At 69.1% G+C, this 17654-nt stretch carries 20 protein-coding genes; 8 read left to right on the forward strand and 12 right to left on the reverse strand.

Features of this window, described 5'->3' with window-relative positions; translation table 11 throughout:
• The first annotated feature begins 169 nt into the window (after positions 1–169).
• Positions 170–607 (forward strand): hypothetical protein, encoded by a 438-nt coding sequence (locus DTS01S_RS20805; RefSeq protein WP_012202265.1) that lies wholly within the window; start codon positions 170–172, stop codon positions 605–607.
• Positions 608–622: 15 nt separating this feature from the next.
• Here the strand turns inward: DTS01S_RS20805 and DTS01S_RS20810 are convergent, their stop codons facing one another.
• The 3 genes from DTS01S_RS20810 to DTS01S_RS20820 all read right to left on the reverse strand — a co-directional run bounded on the left by DTS01S_RS20810 (position 623) and on the right by DTS01S_RS20820 (position 4094).
• A complete protein-coding gene (locus DTS01S_RS20810) occupies positions 623–1849 on the reverse strand; it encodes an ATP-binding protein (protein ID WP_016448576.1) in 1227 nt (408 codons plus the stop codon).
• 8 nt (positions 1850–1857) lie between these two features.
• Positions 1858–2619 carry a response regulator transcription factor gene (locus DTS01S_RS20815; RefSeq protein WP_016453613.1) on the reverse strand — a complete coding sequence of 254 codons (762 nt, stop codon included), beginning with the start codon at positions 2617–2619 and terminating at the stop codon, positions 1858–1860.
• 104 nt (positions 2620–2723) lie between these two features.
• A complete protein-coding gene (locus DTS01S_RS20820) occupies positions 2724–4094 on the reverse strand; it encodes an AmpG family muropeptide MFS transporter (RefSeq protein ID WP_407065216.1) in 1371 nt (456 codons plus the stop codon).
• 86 nt (positions 4095–4180) lie between these two features.
• Between DTS01S_RS20820 and DTS01S_RS20825 the strand changes: the two genes are divergently transcribed.
• The 3 genes from DTS01S_RS20825 to DTS01S_RS20835 all read left to right on the forward strand — a co-directional run bounded on the left by DTS01S_RS20825 (position 4181) and on the right by DTS01S_RS20835 (position 6916).
• A complete protein-coding gene (locus tag DTS01S_RS20825) occupies positions 4181–4909 on the forward strand; it encodes a helix-turn-helix domain-containing protein (protein WP_061288651.1) in 729 nt (242 codons plus the stop codon).
• 72 nt (positions 4910–4981) lie between these two features.
• Complete coding sequence (locus DTS01S_RS20830; protein WP_061288653.1) at positions 4982–5953, forward strand: DMT family transporter; 972 nt, start codon at positions 4982–4984, stop codon at positions 5951–5953.
• Positions 5954–6034: 81 nt separating this feature from the next.
• On the forward strand, positions 6035–6916 hold the full coding sequence (locus tag DTS01S_RS20835; RefSeq protein WP_370671639.1) for a M48 family metallopeptidase: 882 nt from the start codon (positions 6035–6037) through the stop codon (positions 6914–6916).
• A 10-nt stretch (positions 6917–6926) separates the two neighbouring features.
• Here DTS01S_RS20835 and DTS01S_RS20840 read toward each other — a convergent pair whose 3' ends face one another.
• The 5 genes from DTS01S_RS20840 to DTS01S_RS20860 all read right to left on the reverse strand — a co-directional run bounded on the left by DTS01S_RS20840 (position 6927) and on the right by DTS01S_RS20860 (position 11933).
• On the reverse strand, positions 6927–8384 hold the full coding sequence (locus tag DTS01S_RS20840; protein ID WP_046988067.1) for an aldehyde dehydrogenase family protein: 1458 nt from the start codon (positions 8382–8384) through the stop codon (positions 6927–6929).
• 23 nt (positions 8385–8407) lie between these two features.
• Positions 8408–9283 carry a TauD/TfdA dioxygenase family protein gene (locus DTS01S_RS20845; protein WP_061288655.1) on the reverse strand — a complete coding sequence of 292 codons (876 nt, stop codon included), beginning with the start codon at positions 9281–9283 and terminating at the stop codon, positions 8408–8410.
• Between the two features lie 97 nt (positions 9284–9380).
• Positions 9381–10136: an ABC transporter permease gene (locus tag DTS01S_RS20850; protein WP_061288657.1), complete on the reverse strand. Its 756-nt coding sequence runs from the start codon at positions 10134–10136 to the stop codon at positions 9381–9383.
• The gene (locus tag DTS01S_RS20855) at positions 10126–10923 is read right to left on the reverse strand and encodes an ABC transporter ATP-binding protein (protein WP_061288688.1); all 798 of its coding nucleotides are present in this window, start codon (positions 10921–10923) and stop codon (positions 10126–10128) included. The genes DTS01S_RS20850 and DTS01S_RS20855 overlap by 11 nt, the downstream gene beginning before the upstream one ends.
• A gap of 14 nt (positions 10924–10937) precedes the next feature.
• Positions 10938–11933, reverse strand: coding sequence for an ABC transporter substrate-binding protein (locus DTS01S_RS20860; protein ID WP_061288659.1), 996 nt, complete (start codon positions 11931–11933; stop codon positions 10938–10940).
• 84 nt (positions 11934–12017) lie between these two features.
• Here DTS01S_RS20860 and DTS01S_RS20865 point away from each other — a divergent pair, with 84 nt between their 5' ends.
• On the forward strand, positions 12018–12704 hold the full coding sequence (locus tag DTS01S_RS20865) for a Crp/Fnr family transcriptional regulator (protein WP_013800207.1): 687 nt from the start codon (positions 12018–12020) through the stop codon (positions 12702–12704).
• Positions 12705–12717: 13 nt separating this feature from the next.
• Here the strand turns inward: DTS01S_RS20865 and DTS01S_RS20870 are convergent, their stop codons facing one another.
• Together DTS01S_RS20870 and DTS01S_RS29865 are read right to left on the reverse strand one after the other, a co-directional pair.
• Entirely contained in the window at positions 12718–13356 is a 639-nt protein-coding gene (locus DTS01S_RS20870; RefSeq protein WP_012202273.1) for an MBL fold metallo-hydrolase, read from the reverse strand.
• 86 nt (positions 13357–13442) lie between these two features.
• Entirely contained in the window at positions 13443–13718 is a 276-nt protein-coding gene (locus tag DTS01S_RS29865) for a zinc ribbon domain-containing protein (RefSeq protein WP_074922588.1), read from the reverse strand.
• A gap of 325 nt (positions 13719–14043) precedes the next feature.
• Between DTS01S_RS29865 and DTS01S_RS20880 the strand changes: the two genes are divergently transcribed.
• Genes DTS01S_RS20880 through DTS01S_RS20890 form a run of 3 tightly spaced genes read left to right on the forward strand, consistent with a single transcriptional unit; the run spans position 14044 to position 16926 of the window.
• A complete protein-coding gene (locus DTS01S_RS20880; protein ID WP_061288660.1) occupies positions 14044–15159 on the forward strand; it encodes a Re/Si-specific NAD(P)(+) transhydrogenase subunit alpha in 1116 nt (371 codons plus the stop codon).
• Position 15160: 1 nt separating this feature from the next.
• Positions 15161–15505 carry an NAD(P) transhydrogenase subunit alpha gene (locus DTS01S_RS20885; RefSeq protein ID WP_061288662.1) on the forward strand — a complete coding sequence of 115 codons (345 nt, stop codon included), beginning with the start codon at positions 15161–15163 and terminating at the stop codon, positions 15503–15505.
• Positions 15502–16926, forward strand: a complete 1425-nt coding sequence (locus DTS01S_RS20890; RefSeq protein WP_012202277.1) for an NAD(P)(+) transhydrogenase (Re/Si-specific) subunit beta — start codon at positions 15502–15504, stop codon at positions 16924–16926. The genes DTS01S_RS20885 and DTS01S_RS20890 overlap by 4 nt, the downstream gene beginning before the upstream one ends.
• Before the next feature lie 70 nt (positions 16927–16996).
• Here the strand turns inward: DTS01S_RS20890 and DTS01S_RS29870 are convergent, their stop codons facing one another.
• Together DTS01S_RS29870 and DTS01S_RS20895 are read right to left on the reverse strand one after the other, a co-directional pair.
• On the reverse strand, positions 16997–17326 hold the full coding sequence (locus DTS01S_RS29870; RefSeq protein WP_074922594.1) for a CcdB family protein: 330 nt from the start codon (positions 17324–17326) through the stop codon (positions 16997–16999).
• Positions 17326–17574, reverse strand: coding sequence for a type II toxin-antitoxin system CcdA family antitoxin (locus DTS01S_RS20895; protein WP_043791083.1), 249 nt, complete (start codon positions 17572–17574; stop codon positions 17326–17328). The genes DTS01S_RS29870 and DTS01S_RS20895 overlap by 1 nt, the downstream gene beginning before the upstream one ends.
• Between the last annotated feature and the right edge of the window lie 80 nt (positions 17575–17654).

The raw sequence follows: 17654 nt of genomic DNA on the forward strand, positions 1-17654 counted from the left end.
GTGGGGGCTACCCGTAAGGATGTCCGCATGGCTGGTTCCATGTTTCTAACCGCCACACTCCACCCGTTGTGCGTAGAAACGCAGCGCGTGGTTCTTCAGTCTCAACCAGGAGCTGCAGCCATGAACGTATTCACCTTGTCCGGCCTTTTCCGACAGGAGGGCTGACCCCATGACATCCCGCAAAAACACTGCCGGCGCGGCAGTGCAGGCGCAGCCTTTGCCCAAGCGGTCGCAAGCCGCAAGGCCTTCCGACTGGCCCAGCGCGTGGCAGGCCATGCATGTCTGTCTGGTCGTCATCGAGGGGCGGCTGGTCACCCTGGCCGAGGTCTGTGGCAAAAAGCCCGACCGCAAGGCCCGCCAGTTCGACGTGGAATGCGCGGTGGAGCTGGCGCTGGCGCACATACGCCGCATGCGCGCCGACCCGCCGGACAGCCACCAGGCGTTCGAGCAGCAGTGGCACCTGGCGTCCTGCGCCATCGAACTGGCCGATGGCGCCTACCGCTTCCCCCGCTCGCGCTACGGCCGCCTGCTCAAGCGCACCCGCTGGCATTTCGACCTGCTCAGGGATCTGGTGGAACGTGTGGAGTGGCAGCACCGGCGCGGCTGAGCCGCAGGCGGCAGCTCAGGCCAGCGGCAGCCGCAGCACGAAGCAGGCGCCCGGCTGGCCGTCGGCGCGGCCTTCGCAGTGCACGCTGCCGCCGTGGCGCTGGGCGATGGAGCGCACCAGGGCCAGGCCCAGGCCCACGCCGCCCGAGCGCTCGCTGGCGCCGGGCAGGCGGAAGAACTTCTCGAAGATGCGCTCGCGGTGGGCCGGCGCCACGCCGGGGCCATGGTCGCAGACGCGGATCTCGGCCATGGCGTCCTGGCGCGCAAGCTCCAGCGTGATGGCGCCCTGGCTGTAGCGGCGCGCGTTCTCCAGCAGGTTGCGCACGGCACGGCGCAGCAGCTTGGAGATGCCGGGCACTTCCAGCGCGTCGGTGGACTGCAGGTCCAGATCGGCATCCACGCGCGCGCATTCCTCGGCGGCCAGGCCGATCAGGTCCACGGGCTCGATCGTGCCCACGTCGCCCTCATAGGTCTCCAGCCGGCTGGCCAGCAGGATCTCGTCCACCAGCTGGTCCAGCTCGCTGATGTTGCGCTGGATCTCGGCGCGCGCGCGGGCGCTGGCCGGGTCGTCGCCCATGAATTCCAGGCCCATGCGGATGCGCGTCAGCGGCGAGCGCAGCTCGTGCGAGGCATTGGCCAGCAGCGATTTGTGCGAGGTCACCAGGGTCTCGATGCGCGCGGCGGCGGCGTTGAACTGGTGGGCCAGGTCGGCCACCTCGTCGCTGCCGTGCTCGGGCACGCGCACCGACAGGTCGCCCTCGCCAAAGCGCTTGACGCCGCGCTGCAGGTTCTCCAGCCGCTTGAGCAGGCGGCGGATGATGGGGAACACGCCCACGGCCACGGCCACGCCCACCAGTCCCAGCAGCCAAAGGAAGCCGAAGGGCGGGCGCAGCCAGAAGGCGGCTGCACCGTCGTGCGGCGGGCGGTCGCCGCGCGGCGGGCGCGGCGCCATGTGCAGCATGTAGGTCTGGCCGTCCGTGCCTTCGATCTCGAAGCGCAGGCCCTCCTCGGGCGGGCCGGGCAGGCGCCGCGCACGGCCCTGGGCGATCACGTTGCCCTGGCCGTCGCGCATGGCCACGTCGCGCGAGGGCGGCGAACTGGCGCTTTGCACGTTCTGCGCGTTCTGCTCGGCCGCGATCTGCCAGGCCCAGGCCACCGTCAGCGTGAGCACGGCCACGCCGCCGACCACGGCCAGCCAGATGCGCAGGTACAGGCGCTGGGAGAAGAGGGACAGCAGCTTCATTCGCTTGGCTAGTCTTGTTGTTTGGCGAAGACGTAGCCCACGCCGCGCACCGTCAGGATGCGCTTGGGCGCCTTGGGGTCGGCCTCGATGGCGGCGCGGATGCGGCCCATGTGCACGTCGATGGAGCGGTCGAAGGCCTCCAGCTCGCGGCCTCGCACGGCCTCCATGATCTGGTCGCGCGTGAGCACGCGGCCCGCGCGCTCGGCCAGCGTGACCAGCAGGTCGAACTGGTAGGAGGTCAGCTCGCAGGGCTGGCCCGCCACGGTGACGCTGCGCGCGTCGCGGTCGATCTCCAGGCTACCGAAGCGCAGCGCCGTGGCCGGCTGGCCTGCGGCCGAGCCCTCGCCGCCGCCGCCGCGCCGGCGCAGGATGGCGCGGATGCGCGCCAGCAGCTCGCGCGGCTCGAAGGGCTTGGGCAGGTAGTCGTCGGCGCCGATCTCCAGGCCGATGATGCGGTCCATGGGGTCGCCCTTGGCCGTGAGCATCAGCACCGGCACCTGGGCTGCGGGGCCGGGCAGGGCGCGGATGCGCCGGCAGACCTCCAGGCCGTCCATGTCGGGCAGCATGAGGTCGAGGATGACGAGGTCGGGCAGGTCGGCGCCGGCCACGCCGTCGGCGGGCTGCAGCTGCTCCAGGCCGCTGCGGGCGTCGCCCATGTGCGTGACCTGCAGGCCGTTGTTGCCCAGGTAGTCACCCACCATCTGCGCGAGGCGGGTGTCGTCTTCGATCATCAGAAGATGGTGCGTACTCATGGAGGGCAGTGTATTCATGCTGGGGCCTGGCGTCGTATTGCGACGATGCTCGCAGCGCCCCGTCAGCCGTGCTTGTCGCTTGCGTAAAGTTCGGTAAAACAGCGCAGCCTGCGGCCAGCCGCTCAACTGCCGCGTTGCGCGGGCCGCACCGCATGCACGCGCGAGGCCAGCGCGATCAGCACCAGCACGGGCAGGCCCAGCAGGGCCGTGGCCTGGAAGAAGCTCACGTAGCCATGCGCATCGACAAAGGCGCCCGAGAAGCCGGCCAGCCACTTGGGCGCCAGCAGCATCATGGAGCTGAACAGCGCGTACTGCGTGGCCGAGTACTGCACATTGGTCAGCCCTGACAGGTAGGCGATGAAGGCCGCCGAGGCGATGCCGCCGGCCAGGTTGTCCGCGCTCACCACCCAGACCAGCGCATTCACGTCATGGCCGCGCGTGGCCAGCCAGGCGAACAGCAGGTTGGTGGCGGCCGACAGCGCGGCGCCCAGCATCAGCACGCGCATCACGCCCCAGCGCATGGCCAGCGCCCCGCCCAGGAAGGCGCCCGCCAGCGTCATGATCACGCCGTACACCTTGGTCACGGCGGCCACCTCGTCCTTGGTGAAACCCATGTCCACGTAGAAGGGGTTGGCCATGATGCCCATGACCACGTCGCTGATGCGGTAGATGGCGATCAGGCCCAGCACCAGCAGCGCCTGCCAGCGGTAGCGGCCCAGGAAGTCGGCGAAGGGCTCGACCAGCGCGCCGCGCAGCCACTCGGCCGCGTTGCGGGCAGGCGCCAGCGGGCGCGGCACCGGTTCCGGCGAGAGCAGCACGGTCAGCATGCCCACGGCCATGGAGGCGGCCATGGCCAGGTAGGCCACCTGCCAGGCGCCGCTCTGGTAGCCCGCCATGCCCGCCACCTCGGCGCGGGCGGCCAGCCACAGCACGCCGGCGCCGGCCCAGATCATGGCCAGCCGGTAGCCGGTCTGGTAGGTGGCGGCCAGCGCGGCCTGGCGCTCGGTATCGGCCGATTCGATGCGGTAGGCATCCAGCGCAATGTCCTGCGTGGCCGAGCCGAAGGCCACGGCCAGCGCGCACCACACCAGCGGCGTGAGCGAGACGCGCGGATCATTGAACGCCATGCCGCACAGCCCGGCGACGATGAGCATCTGCGCGAACAGCAGCCAGCCGCGCCGCCGCCCCAGCCAGCGCGTGAGCAGCGGCAGCGGCATGCGGTCCACCAGCGGCGACCAGACCCACTTGAAGGCATAGGCCAGGCCCACCCAGCTCAGGTAGCCGATGGTGGTGCGGTCCACGCCGGCCTCGCGCAGCCAGAACGACAACGTGCCCAGCACCAGCAGCAGCGGCAGGCCTGCCGAAAAACCCAGGGCCAGCATGCGCAGGCTGGCCGGCTCGGCATAGACGCGCAGGGTCTGGGCCCAACTGCGGCGGGGCGCTTCAGTGGGGGTGGAAGGGGCGGAGGAGGTGGTGGTGGACGGCTCGGTCATGTTGGGCTGCGGCAGGCTGCGGCCATTATCGGGCCCATGGTGGCGCGGACTGGCGCGCGCTACCATCGCGGGCACAGGATGCCGCCATGGCCTACACCCTCTCTTCCCTCCACAGCGATGCCGCCGCGCAAGACGGCGCGGCCGATGCCACCGATACCGCCTTCGCGCCGCACAGCTCGGTGCGCAGCTACAGCGGCGAGCACCAGGCCCATGCCCACGGCCATGCGCAAATCCTCTATGCCCTGCAGGGCCGCATGGAGCTGGAGGTGGGCGGGCGCAGCGCCTTTGTGGACGCCGTCAGCGGCATGCTCATCCCCGCCGGCGTGGACCACGGCTACCTGGCGGCGCCGCGCTCGCGCGTGTTCGTCATCGATGCGCCCAGCGGCCCGGGGCTGGACCGGATGCGGCGCTTTTCCGTGCCGCCCGCCCTGCGCGGCCGGGAGTCGGAAGGCCCGGCCACAGAGCAGCTGGCCCAGGTGCTGCAGGCGCCCGGCCTGCTGGCGCGCCGGGGGCTGGACCTGCAGCAACTGACCACGAGCGTACAGGCCGCATTGCACGAGGACTGGTCCACGGCCCGGCTGGCCGCCCTGTGCCATATGAGCGCCCAGCGCTTTCACGCGCGCTTCGTGGAGCTGGCGGGCCAGCCGCCCCAGGCCTGGCTGCGCGGCCTGCGCCTGGATGCGGCCGAGCGCGGGCTGGCGCGGGGCCTGCCCCTGGAGGCCACGGCGCTGCGCTGCGGCTATGCCTCGGCCAGCGCGCTGGCCTATGCGCTGCGGCGCGACCGGGGCGTGACGGCGCGGCAACTGCGCGGCTAGCCCGTTCACAGTCTTGCGGACTACGAGCGTTTCTCGACAAATGCCCGGCCGCGCCAGGCGCAACATGGCGCCATGGTTCGCAATTCTTCCGCTTCTTCCTCCGCCGTCGGCATCGCCTTCGTTTCGGTGGCTGCCGTGCTGTGGGGCACGACGGGCACGGCGCAAAGCCTGGGCGCAGGCGGGCTGTCGCCGTTCTGGGTGGGCGCCGCGCAGTTGGCGGTTTCCAGCCTGTTCCTGGGCGCGCTGCTGGCGGTCTCCCATTGGAGGCTGCGCGGGCGGGCCGGGCAGGGCGGGGCACCCGTCCAGCCGCTGCTGCCCAACCCGGTGCACCTGGGGCTGCGCCCGGCCTGGTTTCTGCTGGCTTCCATGGGAATCGGCGGCTACAGCATCTTCTTCTACGAGGGCGTGACGCTCACGGGCGTGGCCGTGGGCACGGCCGTGGCCATTGGCAGCGGCCCCATCTGGGCCGGGTTGATGCAGGCGCTGGTGCTGCGCGCGCCCCTGTCGGCCCTGTGGTGGGCCGGCACGCTGGTGAGCGTGGCGGGAGGCGCGGCCATGGTGATGGCCCGGGGCGGCGCCACGCTGTCCTGGAGCGGCCTGGCCCTGTGCCTGCTGGCGGGGCTGTCGTACGCGGGCTATGCGCTGATCAACAAGCGCCTGGTCACCCACATGTCGCCGCGCGTGGTGAATTTCTATGTCTTCACCGGGGCGGCCTGCATGGCGGTGCCGATTGCGCTGGTGCAAAGCGGCCTGCCGCAGTGGAGCCTGGCGGCCGTGCTGGTGGTGGTCTACCTGGGCGTGGTGGTGTCGGGCCTGGCGCACATGCTGTTTTCCATCGGGCTGCGCAGCATCTCCGGCCCCACGGGCGTGACGCTGAGCCTGATCGAGCCCGTGGCGGCCTTCGTGCTGGCGGTGTGGGTCGTGGGCGAGCGGCAGCCGCTGCAATCGTGGCTGGGGCTGCTGGCCGTGCTGGCCGGGCTGATGCTGGTGATCGGCGCCGAGATGCGCTCGCAGCGGGCCGTGATGGCCGCGCAGATGGCGTGACTCTTTGTAGGCCGGCGCCGCTCTTCACGATGCGCTGTTCTCCGCATGTTGCAGGCATGCACGGCCGCTAGACTTGGCGGCATGCAGCAGCCATCCCATCTCTCCTCCGAATCCTGTGCCCCGTCCGCCTGGGGCTGTGCCTGCGCGCCCTGGCGCGCGCGTCGCGGTTTCTTGCTGGCCGGCAGCGCGGCGGCCCTGGGCTTGGCCACGGCGCCGGTGGCGGCCCAGGTGCAGGTGGGCGGTGCCTCGGGCCTGCGCAAGCTGGTGCCGGCCGAGACGCTGGAAGGCGCCGCCACCGACCAGTACCAGCAACTGCTGGCCAAGGCCCGCGCCCAGGGCGCACTGGCCGGCGACAGCAACCCGCAGCTGCAGCGGCTGCGCGCCATTGCCCGGCGGCTGATCCCCTACACCGCCCAATGGAACCCGCGTGCCAATGCCTGGCGCTGGGAGGTGAATCTGATCGGCAGCAAGGAGATCAATGCCTTTTGCATGCCGGGCGGCAAGATCGCCTTCTACACCGGCATCATCGACCAGCTGCAGCTGACCGACGACGAGATCGCCATGATCATGGGCCACGAAATGGCCCATGCGCTGCGCGAGCACTCGCGCGAGCAGCTGGCCAAGAACCAGGCCACCAGCATCGGCATTTCGCTGGGCGCCCAATTGCTGGGCCTGGGCGACCTGGGCAATGCGGCGGCCCGCCTGGGCGGCCAGCTGCTGTCGCTGAAATTCAGCCGGGGCGATGAGAGCGAGGCCGACCTCGTGGGCCTGGAACTGGCTGCGCGCGCCGGCTACAACCCCCAGGCCTCGGTCTCGCTGTGGCGCAAGATGGGCCAGGCCACGGGCGACCGCGGCGGCCTGGAATTCCTGTCCACCCACCCCGCAGGCCCCGAGCGCATCCGCGAGCTGGAGCGCAACATCCCGCGCGTGGAAGGCCTCTACGAGGCCGCACGGCGCGGGTAGGCAGCCGCCTTCAGGCGGCGGCTTTTTGCTTGGGTTGATAGCCCATCACGGCCTTCACTTCAAGGTACTCCTTGAAGCCGTGCTCGCCCCATTCCCGGCCCGTGCCCGATTGCTTGTAGCCACCGAACGGCGCGCCGAAGTCCGGCCCCGCGCCGTTGAGGTGGACCATGCCGGTGCGCAGGCGCGAGGCCACGCGGCGTGCGCGCTCCAGGCTGCCGGACTGCACATAGCCCGACAGGCCGTAGGGCGTGTCGTTGGCCTGGGCGATGGCCTCCTCCTCCGTGTCGTAGGGCAGGATGACCAGCACGGGGCCGAAGATCTCCTCGCGCGCAATGGTCATGTCGTTGCGCACGTCGGCAAACACCGTGGGCCGCACGAAGTAGCCGCGCGCAAGGCCCTCGGGGCGGCCCGTGCCGCCGGCCACCAGGGTGGCGCCTTCGGCGATGCCGGCCTCGATCAGGCCCTGGATCTTGCGGAACTGCGCCTCGCTGACCACGGGGCCCATGTGCATGGCGCCCGTGTCGGCCAGTGCATCGCCCACCTTCATGCCTTCGGCAGCGGCCTTGGCCGCGGCCACGGCGCGCGCATGCAGGGCGCGCGGCACGAACATGCGCGTGGGCGCGTTGCAGCTCTGACCGGAGTTGGTGAAGCAGGCGTTCACGCCCTGGGTCACGGCCTTTTCGATGTCGGCATCGTCCAGCACGATGTTGGCCGACTTGCCGCCCAGTTCCTGCGTCACGCGCTTGACGGTATCGGCCGAGGCCTTGGCCACGGCAATGCCCGCGCGCGTGGAGCCGGTGAAGGTCATCATGTCGATGCCGGGGTGCACGGACATGGCCTCGCCCACCGAGGGGCCGTCGCCGTTGACCAGGTTGAACACGCCGGCCGGCACGCCCGCTTCGTGCAGGATCTCGGCCACCAGGATGGCGTTCAGCGGCGCGATCTCCGAGGGCTTGAGCACCATGGTGCAGCCCGCCGCCAGGGCCGGTGCCACCTTGCACATGATCTGGTTGATGGGCCAGTTCCAGGGCGTGATCATGCCCACCACGCCCACGGGCTCATGCACGATGCCGGTGGTGCCGCGCACGCTCTCGAACTCGAATTCCTTGAGCACCTGCAGGGTCTGCTTCAGGTGCCCCGCGCCCACGGTGGCCTGGGCCGCGCGCGACAGCCACAGCGGCGCGCCCATCTCCAGCGAGATGGTCTGCGCCACCTCGTCGATGCGGCGCATGTAGACCGCCAGCACCTTGTCCAGCAGGGCCAGCCGCTCGTCGCGCGTGGTTTGCGAGAAGCCGTCGAACGCGCGGCGTGCGGCGGCCACGGCTGCATCGACATCGGCGGCCGAGCCCATGCTGATGCGGGCCGCCACCTCCTCGGTGGACGGATTGATCACATCCAGCGTGCGCGGCACGGCCGGGGGAACCCATTGGCCGTCGATATAGAACTGCAGGTGCTCTTGCGTGCTCATGAAGCTGTCTCCGTGTCTCGTTGTCATTGGGTGGAAGGGGTGTCGAAGGTGACGCGCTGGTTCACGCGGTAGTGGGGCCAGTAGTCGGCCACAGCATAGTGCTGCGTGCTGCGGTTGTCCCAGATGGCGATGCCGCCCGCGTCCCATTGATGATGCACCATGAACTCCGGCTTCTTCAGCCAGTCCAGCAGGAAGGCGAGCACGCCGCGCGCCTCGTGCCGGTCCACCCCCGTGATGTGGCGCGTGAAATCGGCATTGACGAAGATGCACTTGCGGCCTGAATCGGGGTTGGTGCGCACCACGGGATGCGTCACGGGCTTGAACTGGCGCAGCGCCTCGAACAGCGCCTCCTCGCCCTTGCGGCCCAGGTATTCCCGGAAGCCCGATTCCTCCCAGGTATGGACCGCCTGCAGGCCTTCCAGGTACTGCTGCATGCCGGGCGAGAGCCAGTCATAGGCCTTGCTGGTGCTGGTCCAGCAGGTGTTGCCGCCGGCCGGCGGCGTGGTCACGATCTGGATCACGGTGCCCAGCGGCGGCTGCTGCTTCCAGCTGATGTCGGTGTGCCAGTTGTCTATGGCGGGCGGGCGGTCCTTGTCGGAGATGATCATCTCCACGTCGGGCATGCCGCTCTTGCGCTCGAAGTACGAGCCCTTGGACAGCGGGCCGAACACCTGCGCCAGCGCCACATGCTGCTCGGCCGTGATGGCCTGGGGCCGGAAGAAGATGACCTCGAAGTCGTACAGGGCCTGTCGCAGTTCTGCCTGCACCTCGGGGGACAGGGGCCGGGTCAGGTCCACGCCCTCGATCCAGGCCGCGAAGTTGGGCATGCGCGGCACGGGGCGGATGTGGTGGTAGCGGGCGTCGATGTCGAACAGCTGCATGGGGGCGGCATTGGCCATGGGGTACTCCTTGGAGGAACGGATGGAACGGATGGAACGGATGGAACGGATGGAACGGATGGAAGGGGAGGAAGGTGGGGAGAGAGGGCTGGCGGGCTCACTGCCAGTGCAGCAGCCGCCTCTCGGCCCAGGAAATGAAGCGCACCATGCCCACGCCCAGCAGGGCCAGCACCAGCAGCAGCGCCATGACGCCATTGATGTCGAAGGTGGAGCCCAGGTAGGCCAGGGTCTGGCCCAGGCCCTTTTCGCTGGCGATGATCTCGGTGCCCACCACGCCCAGCAGGGCATAGATCAATCCCAGGCGCAGGCCCGAGAAGATCACCGGGACGGCGCCGGGCAGCGTGACCTCGAAGAAGGTGGTGGCGGCGCTGGCGCCCAGGGTGCGGCACAGCGTGACGTGGTCCTGGCTGACGCCCCGCATGCCTGCCACCGTGGCCGACAGCACGATGAAGAAGGTCAGCGAGCAGCCCACGGCGATCTTGCTGCCCAGCCCCAGCCCGAACCACAGGATGAACAGCGGCGCCAGCGCGATGCGCGGCATCACGTTCAGCGCGTTGAAGTAGGGCTCCGCAAAGCGCTCGATGGCCGGCCAGCGCACGAAGGCCAGCCCCGTGGCGAAGGCGGCCACGCTGCCCAGTACGAAGGAGCAGCCCACGGCGGCCAGCGTCCAGCCCAGGTCGGACCAGAACCGGGCCGTGCCCGCATGGTTCCAGAGATAGGCGGCCACGCCGCTGGGCTGGCCGAAGAAGGTGGGGTCCAGCCAGCGGCGCGCGGCGGCCCATTCGGCCAGTCCCAGCACGAGACAGATGAACAGCGCATGCAGCGCCAGCCATTGCAGACGGTCAGCCTTCATGGTGCACCCATCCCGATTCAAGCTGCGACCACAGGGCCGCATAGAGTTCATGGAAGCGCGGCGACTTCTGCAGGTCGCGGATGGAGCGCGGGCGCGGCAGGTCTATGGGCAGGTCGGCGATGATGCGGCCCGGGCGCGAGGACATCACCACCACGCGGTCGGAGACGGCCACGGCCTCGGCCAGGTCGTGGGTCACGAACAGCACGCTGTGGCGGTGCTGCTGGCACAGGCGCAGCAGCAGGTCCTGCAGCTGCAGCTTGGTCTGCGCGTCCAGGGCGCCGAAGGGCTCGTCCATCAGCAGCAGCTGCGCGTCCAGCGCAAAGGTGCGCGCCAGTGCCGTGCGCTGGCGCATGCCGTGGGACAAGGCCTTGGGCAGGGCCTGCGCATGGTCGGCCAGGCCCACCTCCTGCAGCATGCGCAGTGCGCGCTCCGTGCTGTCGGCCGTGCCTTCGCCGCGCACGCGCGCGCCGAAGGCGGCGTTCTCCAGCGCCGTGCACCAGGGCAGCAGGCTGTCGCGCGCCAGCATGTAGCCCACGCGGGAACTGCCCAGGCGCGGTGCCTCGCCCAGCACGCGCAGCGTGCCGGCGCCGGTGTGGGCCACCAGGCCCGCGCAGAGGTTGAGCAGGCTGGTCTTGCCGCAGCCGCTGGGCCCGACCAGCGAGACGAATTCGCCCTCGGCCACCTGCAGCGCAATGTTGTCCAGCACCTGCGTGCGGCCGTCGAAGCTCAGGTGCAGGCCGTCGGCGGCAATGGCCTGCGGCGGCAGTTGCGATCCATTGGAAGTCATGGCGCGCGCCCCCTTCACTGCGCCAGCAGGGGCGCGGTGTCGATCAGCCGGCTGATCTGCCCCGTGCGCTGCAGGTAGCGCGCGGCATGCTGCAGGGCCTTGGGGTCCACCGCAAACTGCATGGAAGGAATGGCGTTGCGCAGCGCCACTTCCAGGATCCGTTCGCCGCCGGTCGTGTTGATGCGGAAGCTGTCCTGCGCGACTTTGAGCAATGCATCGAAATGGGCCGGTTCGCGGGCATAGTCGGCCGCCTCGTTCATGGCGCGGCGCAAGCCCTCCACGGCCTGGGCGTTCTTGCGCAGGAAGTCGGCGCGCACCACCTGCAGCACGCCGGCGCCGTTGGTGTCCACGACATCGGCCGGACCCTCGCCCCTGCGCGGATCGACGACGATGCGGCAGGCCTGGCTGACCTCGCAAAAGCCGTCCATGGGCGAGAACAGCATCAGGCCATCGACCTGCCTTTGCGCAATCGCCGGAAAGGCGGTGTTGGGCGAGCCCACGGCGACGATGGTGACGTCGTCCGCCTTCATGCCGGCGCCCTGCAGCAGGCTCACGAGCTGGAACTCGGCCGCGCTGCCGCGCGCCGTCACGCCGATGCGCCGGCCCTTGAAGTCCTGCATCACGGCGGGATAGCCCTGGCCGGCATGCGCCATGGGCAGGGCCGCCGAGGCCATGAGGAAGAACGTCGGCGCGCTGGCGCCGCTGCCGATCACCTTGAGGTCGGCGCCCTTGTTGACCGCCTGACGCAGCACCTCTGGCGGCGTAAACGCCACTTCGAGGTCACCGGCCAGCAAGGTCTGCAGCGCCAGCGGCGCCTGCGGGATGGGGCGCAGTTCGCAGCGTATGCCGTGCTTCTCGCACAGTCCCCGCGCGTTGGCCACGCGCACCAGGAAATTGCCGATGCCGGGGTAGTCCTGGATGCGCAGCGTGGGCGTCTGTGCCAGGGCTGCCTGGGTCGAGAGCAGGGCGAACACGAAGGCGGATACCAGGGCGAGCGTGGTGCGGATCATGGGGCGGGCTCCATACGTGTGGGTATGGGGCCGATTACAAGGACGGTGCTATGCGCCAATTGCCGCGAAAGGGACAATGATCGGGTGAACACCAAGCTCGGTTCCCCCAACACCTCTTTGGCGCAGGCGCGCAGCGAGCGCTATCGCGTGGACCTGCTGGCCGAATTGCCGGCCGCATCGGCACGCGGGCTGCGGGCCATAGGCTCCAGGCGCCGCTACCGCGATGGACAGTTCGTGCAAAAGCGCGGCGATGCGGCCGACCATGCGCTGGTGCTGCTGTCAGGGCGCTTTCGTGTCGTGGCCTTCACCGTGGGCGGCACCGAGCGCATGACGCGCTGGCTGGAGGCCGGGGAGATCACCGGCATCAGCTCGGTGCTGGGCAATGCGCCCGTGCCCGTGGACCTGGTGGCCGATGGCGATGTCGAGGTGCTGGTCCTGCCGCGCCAGCCGCTGCTGGACTTCCTGGAGCGCGATGCGCCCGCATGCCTGGCTGTGGCGCGCCTGCTGAGCCTGCGCGTGAACGGGCTGCTGGACACCATCTTCATCAGTTCGGAGGACACGCTGCATGCCCGGGTCTGGGCCACCTTGCAGGTGCTGGCGGCAGAGAACGGCCAGCCCCTGCCCGGCGGCCGCACCCTGCTGCGCATATCGCAGGGTGATCTGTCGCATGTGGTGGGCGCCTCGCGCCAGCGCGTGAACGAGGAGCTGCGCAAGCTGCAGGCGGGCGGCAGCGTGCGTCTGGGCTATCGGTGGATCGAGGTGCTGGGCTGAGGCAGCTGCAGGCTCAGGTCCCGCCCACGTAGGGGTTGCTCTTGCGCTCGCGGCCGAAGCTGCTTTCGGGGCCGTGGCCCGGGATGAACACGGTCTGGTCGCCCATGGGCCACAGGCGCTGGACGATGCTGTCGATCAGCTGCTGGTGGTTGCCCTGGGGAAAGTCGGTGCGGCCGATGCTGCCCGCGAACAGCACGTCGCCCACGAAGGCGCGGTCGATCTGCGGCGCATGGAACACCACGTGGCCGGGCGTATGGCCGGGGCAGTGGCGCACCTGCAGCGTCTCCTGGCCGATGCTCACCGTGTCGCCATCGTGCAGCCAGCGCGTGGGCGTGAAGGGGTCCGAATGCGGGAAGCCGAACATGGCGCCCTGCTGGGGCAGCGCATCGATCCAGAACTGGTCGCCGGGATGGGGGCCGATGATGGGCAGCTGCTGTGCATCGGCCAGCTCGCGCGTGCCGCCCGCGTGGTCTATGTGGGCGTGCGTGAGCCAGATGGCCTTGAGCGCCAGGCCCAGGCGCTCTATCTCCCAGCCGATCTGCTCCAGGTCGCCGCCCGGGTCGATGACGGCGGCTTCCATGGTCTGGTCGCACCAGACCAGCGAGCAGTTCTGCTGGAAGGCGGTGACGGGGATGGTGTGGTACTGGAGCATGGGCGGCGTGGGTGCTTCTGGCGAAAGCGCCCATTATTCCCGCTCCTTCCCCTGATGGCAGCGCAGGGCCGCCTCCGCTTGCGCCGTCAGGTGGTCGGTTGGCCGCATTGCCCGCAGAACCGCGCACCGGCCGGATGGCTGGCGCTGCAGCTCCTGCAGGCCTGCGGCAGCACCGCGCCGCCGCACTGCGGGCAAAAGCGCGAGCTGGAGGCAATCGATGCATGGCAGCCGGGGCAGACCGCCGCCACGGCCGCAGGCGGGTATGCGCCGCCGGCGTGATGCCCGCCGATATGGACGCCGATATTGCCGCCGTGATGGCCGCCGCGCGCGTGTTGTCCGAACAGTCTTTGCAAGAGTCCCATGGTGCCTTCCTTCGCACTGCGCGGCTGCGCCGCTGCAGTCGCTCAAAGGTGCATTGGGACACGGCAGCGGTGCGCCGGGTCGTGGATGGCGATCATTTAATGTGGCTGTCATTTCGCGGCAATCCGACGTCTTGTGACGGACAGGCGACATCCTCGCGGGCAGACCCCGTGGCTGCCGCCACGCGGCCGTGATACAAGCTAGCCGTGCCGCCAAGCCAGCCTGCCGTCATGCAGGCGCGCAAGGATTTTTTCGAGGATGGGCCGGGCCGCCGCCTGCGCAATGCAGCGCAGGGCGGGTACCGGCATCACGCGAGGGAGAACCGGTATGTTGATTGGCGTGCCTGCCGAGACCATGGCAGGAGAAACCCGGGTGGCCGCGACCCCCGAGACCGTCAAGAAGCTGCGTGCGCAAGGCCATGTGCTGCGCGTGCAGTCGGGAGCGGGAGTGGCGGCCAGCGTGCCCGATGCCTTGTTCGAGGCAGCGGGCGCCGAGATCGTCGATGCGGCAGGCGCCCTGGGCGCCGATCTTGTGCTCAAGGTGCGCATTCCTTCGGAGGATGAGCTGCCCCTGGTCCGCAAGGGCGCAACGCTGGTCGGCATGCTGGACCCCTTCCAGCCCGCAGGCCTGCAGCGCCTGGCCGATGCGGGCATCACGGCCTATGCGCTGGAGGCGGCTCCGCGCACCACGCGTGCGCAGAGCATGGACGTGCTGTCCAGCCAGGCCAATATCGCCGGCTACAAGGCCGTGATGATTGCGGCCAACCAGTACCAGCGCTTCTTTCCCATGCTGATGACGGCGGCCGGCACGGTGAAGGCCGCGCGCGTCGTGGTGCTGGGCGTGGGCGTGGCCGGCCTGCAGGCCATTGCCACGGCCAAGCGCCTGGGCGCCGTGATCGAGGCCAGCGATGTGCGGCCCAGCGTGCGCGAGCAGGTCGAGTCGCTGGGCGCGAAGTTCATCGACGTGCCCTACGAGACGGCCGAGGAAAAGGAGGCCGCCGAAGGCGTGGGCGGCTACGCCCGCCCCATGCCGCAAAGCTGGCTGGACCGGCAAAAGGCCGAGGTCGCCAAGCGCGTGGCCCAGGCCGACGTGGTCATCACCACGGCGCTGATCCCGGGCCGGCCCGCTCCCGTGCTGGTCACGGCCGAGATGGTGCAGGCCATGAAGCCCGGCGCCGTCATCGTGGACCTGGCGGCAGAGCGCGGCGGCAACTGCCCGCTGACCCAGGCCGGCATGACCGTGGTCACGCATGGCGTGACCATCGTGGGCCTGACCAACCTGGCGGCGCTGGTGGCGGCCGATGCCTCGGCCCTGTATGCACGCAATGTGCTCGATTTTCTCAAGCTCATCATCAACAAGGATGGCGCCCTGCATGTGGACATGGAGGACGACATCGTGGCCGCGTGCCTGATGGCCCATGAAGGCCAGCTGCGGAGGAAATGACATGGAAGCCGTATCCCCCACCATCATCCATCTCATCATCTTCGTGCTGGCCATCTACGTGGGCTACCACGTGGTGTGGACCGTCACGCCCGCGCTGCACACGCCGCTGATGGCGGTGACCAATGCCATCTCGGCCATCGTCATCGTCGGCGCCATGCTGGCGGCGGCGCTCACGGAAACGGGCCTGGGCAAGACCGTGGGCGTGCTGGCCGTGGCGCTGGCCGCGGTCAACGTGTTCGGCGGCTTCCTGGTCACGCGGCGCATGCTGGAGATGTTCCGCAAGAAAGAGCGCAAGAGCGCTCCGGCCAAGGACGGCAAGGATGCCAAGGCGGAGGGCCAGTCATGAGCATGAACCTCGTCACGTTGCTCTACCTGGTGGCCAGCGTCTGCTTCATCCAGGCGCTCAAGGGGCTGTCGCATCCCACCACGTCCATACGGGGCAACCTGTTCGGCATGGCCGGCATGGTGATCGCCGTGCTGACCACGGCGGCGCTCATCGTGCAGCTGGCCGGCGGCAATGCATTGGGGCTGGGCTGGGTGCTGCTGGGCCTGCTGGTCGGCGGCACGGCCGGTGCCGTCATGGCCCAGCGCGTGGAGATGACCAAGATGCCCGAGCTGGTGGCCTTCATGCACAGCATGATCGGCCTGGCGGCGGTGTTCATCGCCGTGGCCGCCGTGGCCGAGCCCTGGGCCTTTGCCATCACGGCCAAGGGCGGCGCCATCCCGGGCGGCAACCGCGTGGAGCTGGCGCTGGGCGCCTTCATCGGCGCCGTGACCTTCACGGGCTCGGTGATCGCCTTCGGCAAGCTCAGCGGCAAGTACAAGTTCCGCCTGTTCCAGGGCGCGCCCGTGCAGTTCAAGGGCCAGCATGCGCTCAACGCCGTGCTGGGGCTGGCAGCAGCCTTCTTCGTCTTCGGCTTCTGGCACAGCCAAAGCTGGATGGACATCGTGCTGGTCATCGCCCTGGGACTGCTGCTGGGCGTGCTGCTGATCATTCCCATCGGCGGCGCGGACATGCCGGTGGTCGTGTCCATGCTCAACAGCTACTCGGGCTGGGCGGCGGCGGGCATCGGCTTCTCGCTGAACAACAGCATGCTGATCATTGCGGGTTCGCTGGTGGGCAGCTCGGGCGCCATCCTGAGCTACATCATGTGCAAGGCCATGAACCGCTCGTTCTTCAGCGTGATCCTGGGCGGCTTCGGCGGCGAGGCCACCAGCGCGGCGGCAGGCTCCCAGCAGCAGCGCAACGTGAAAAGCGGCAGCGCCGACGATGCGGCCTTCGTCCTGGGCAATGCCGAGACCGTGGTCATCGTGCCCGGCTACGGCCTGGCCGTGGCGCGTGCCCAGCACGCGGTCAAGGAGCTGGCCGACAAGCTCACCGAGCGCGGCGTGACGGTGAAGTACGCCATCCACCCGGTGGCCGGCCGCATGCCCGGCCACATGAACGTGCTGCTGGCCGAGGCCGAGGTCCCCTACGACCAGGTCTTCGAGATGGAGGACATCAACAGCGAGTTCGGCCAGGCCGACGTGGCCATCATCCTGGGCGCCAACGACGTGGTGAACCCCGCCGCGCACGTCAAGGGCAGCCCCATCTACGGCATGCCCATCCTGGAGGCCTACAAGGCCAAGACGGTGATCGTCAACAAGCGCTCCATGGCGGCCGGCTATGCGGGCCTGGACAATGAGCTTTTCTACATGGACAAGACCATGATGGTCTTCGGCGACGCCAAGAAGGTGGTGGAGGACATGGGCAAGGCGCTGGAGTGAGGCATGCGCCCGGGCTGAAGTCCGAGGAGGGCAGGGCCCAAGCCCTGGCCTCCTTGAAAACGATCTTGGGTCAGCCCCCGGACCGGGTCAGCAATTCGTCCAGCGCATCGGCGATGGCTTGGCCTTCATGCTCCAGTGAGGCCACCACTTCACCCAATTGATCCAGGGCGACTGAAACCATGTCCAGGGCATGCAGGACGACCGGCACGCCTTCAATGACAAACACAGGATTCATCCTCGCACCCACGGTTGGAGTGCCGTGCGGCAGCAGATTCTGCCGAACCAGTGGAACCACGACGCGACGGCGGTAGCGGTCAAACAGCGAGGACTGGACCACGACGACGTAGGGAATCGAGTCGCGCAAGGCTCCCTTGTTGCGATGAACGTCGAATTGCGCCACTAGAGCGTCGAGTGCTCGTCTGCGAACGAACCCACCGCGATGTTGACCGCGTTCCAGTCGCTGGCGCAGGCGTCGGCAAGCCGTTGGCGCTCACGCTGTGCGCCCTCCTGCCTGGCAACGTATTCGGCCAGCAGGGATTCCATGGTGGCCGAGAGATTGTCGGTATAGGCCTTGGCCTGCGTCACCAGATCTGCATTGATCGTGAGATGGATTGGCCGCTTGGCGCTGGAGACAGCAATGGATTTCATCTCGGAACCCTCAGATAAAGATCATGCGCACAGTGTCTGTATGAGAGCGCGACGAGTCAAACCGCCGCGACCCAAGGCCC

Origin of the sequence: Delftia tsuruhatensis NBRC 16741, from assembly GCF_001571325.1 — a bacterium.
GTDB lineage: Bacteria > Pseudomonadota > Gammaproteobacteria > Burkholderiales > Burkholderiaceae_C > Comamonas > Comamonas tsuruhatensis.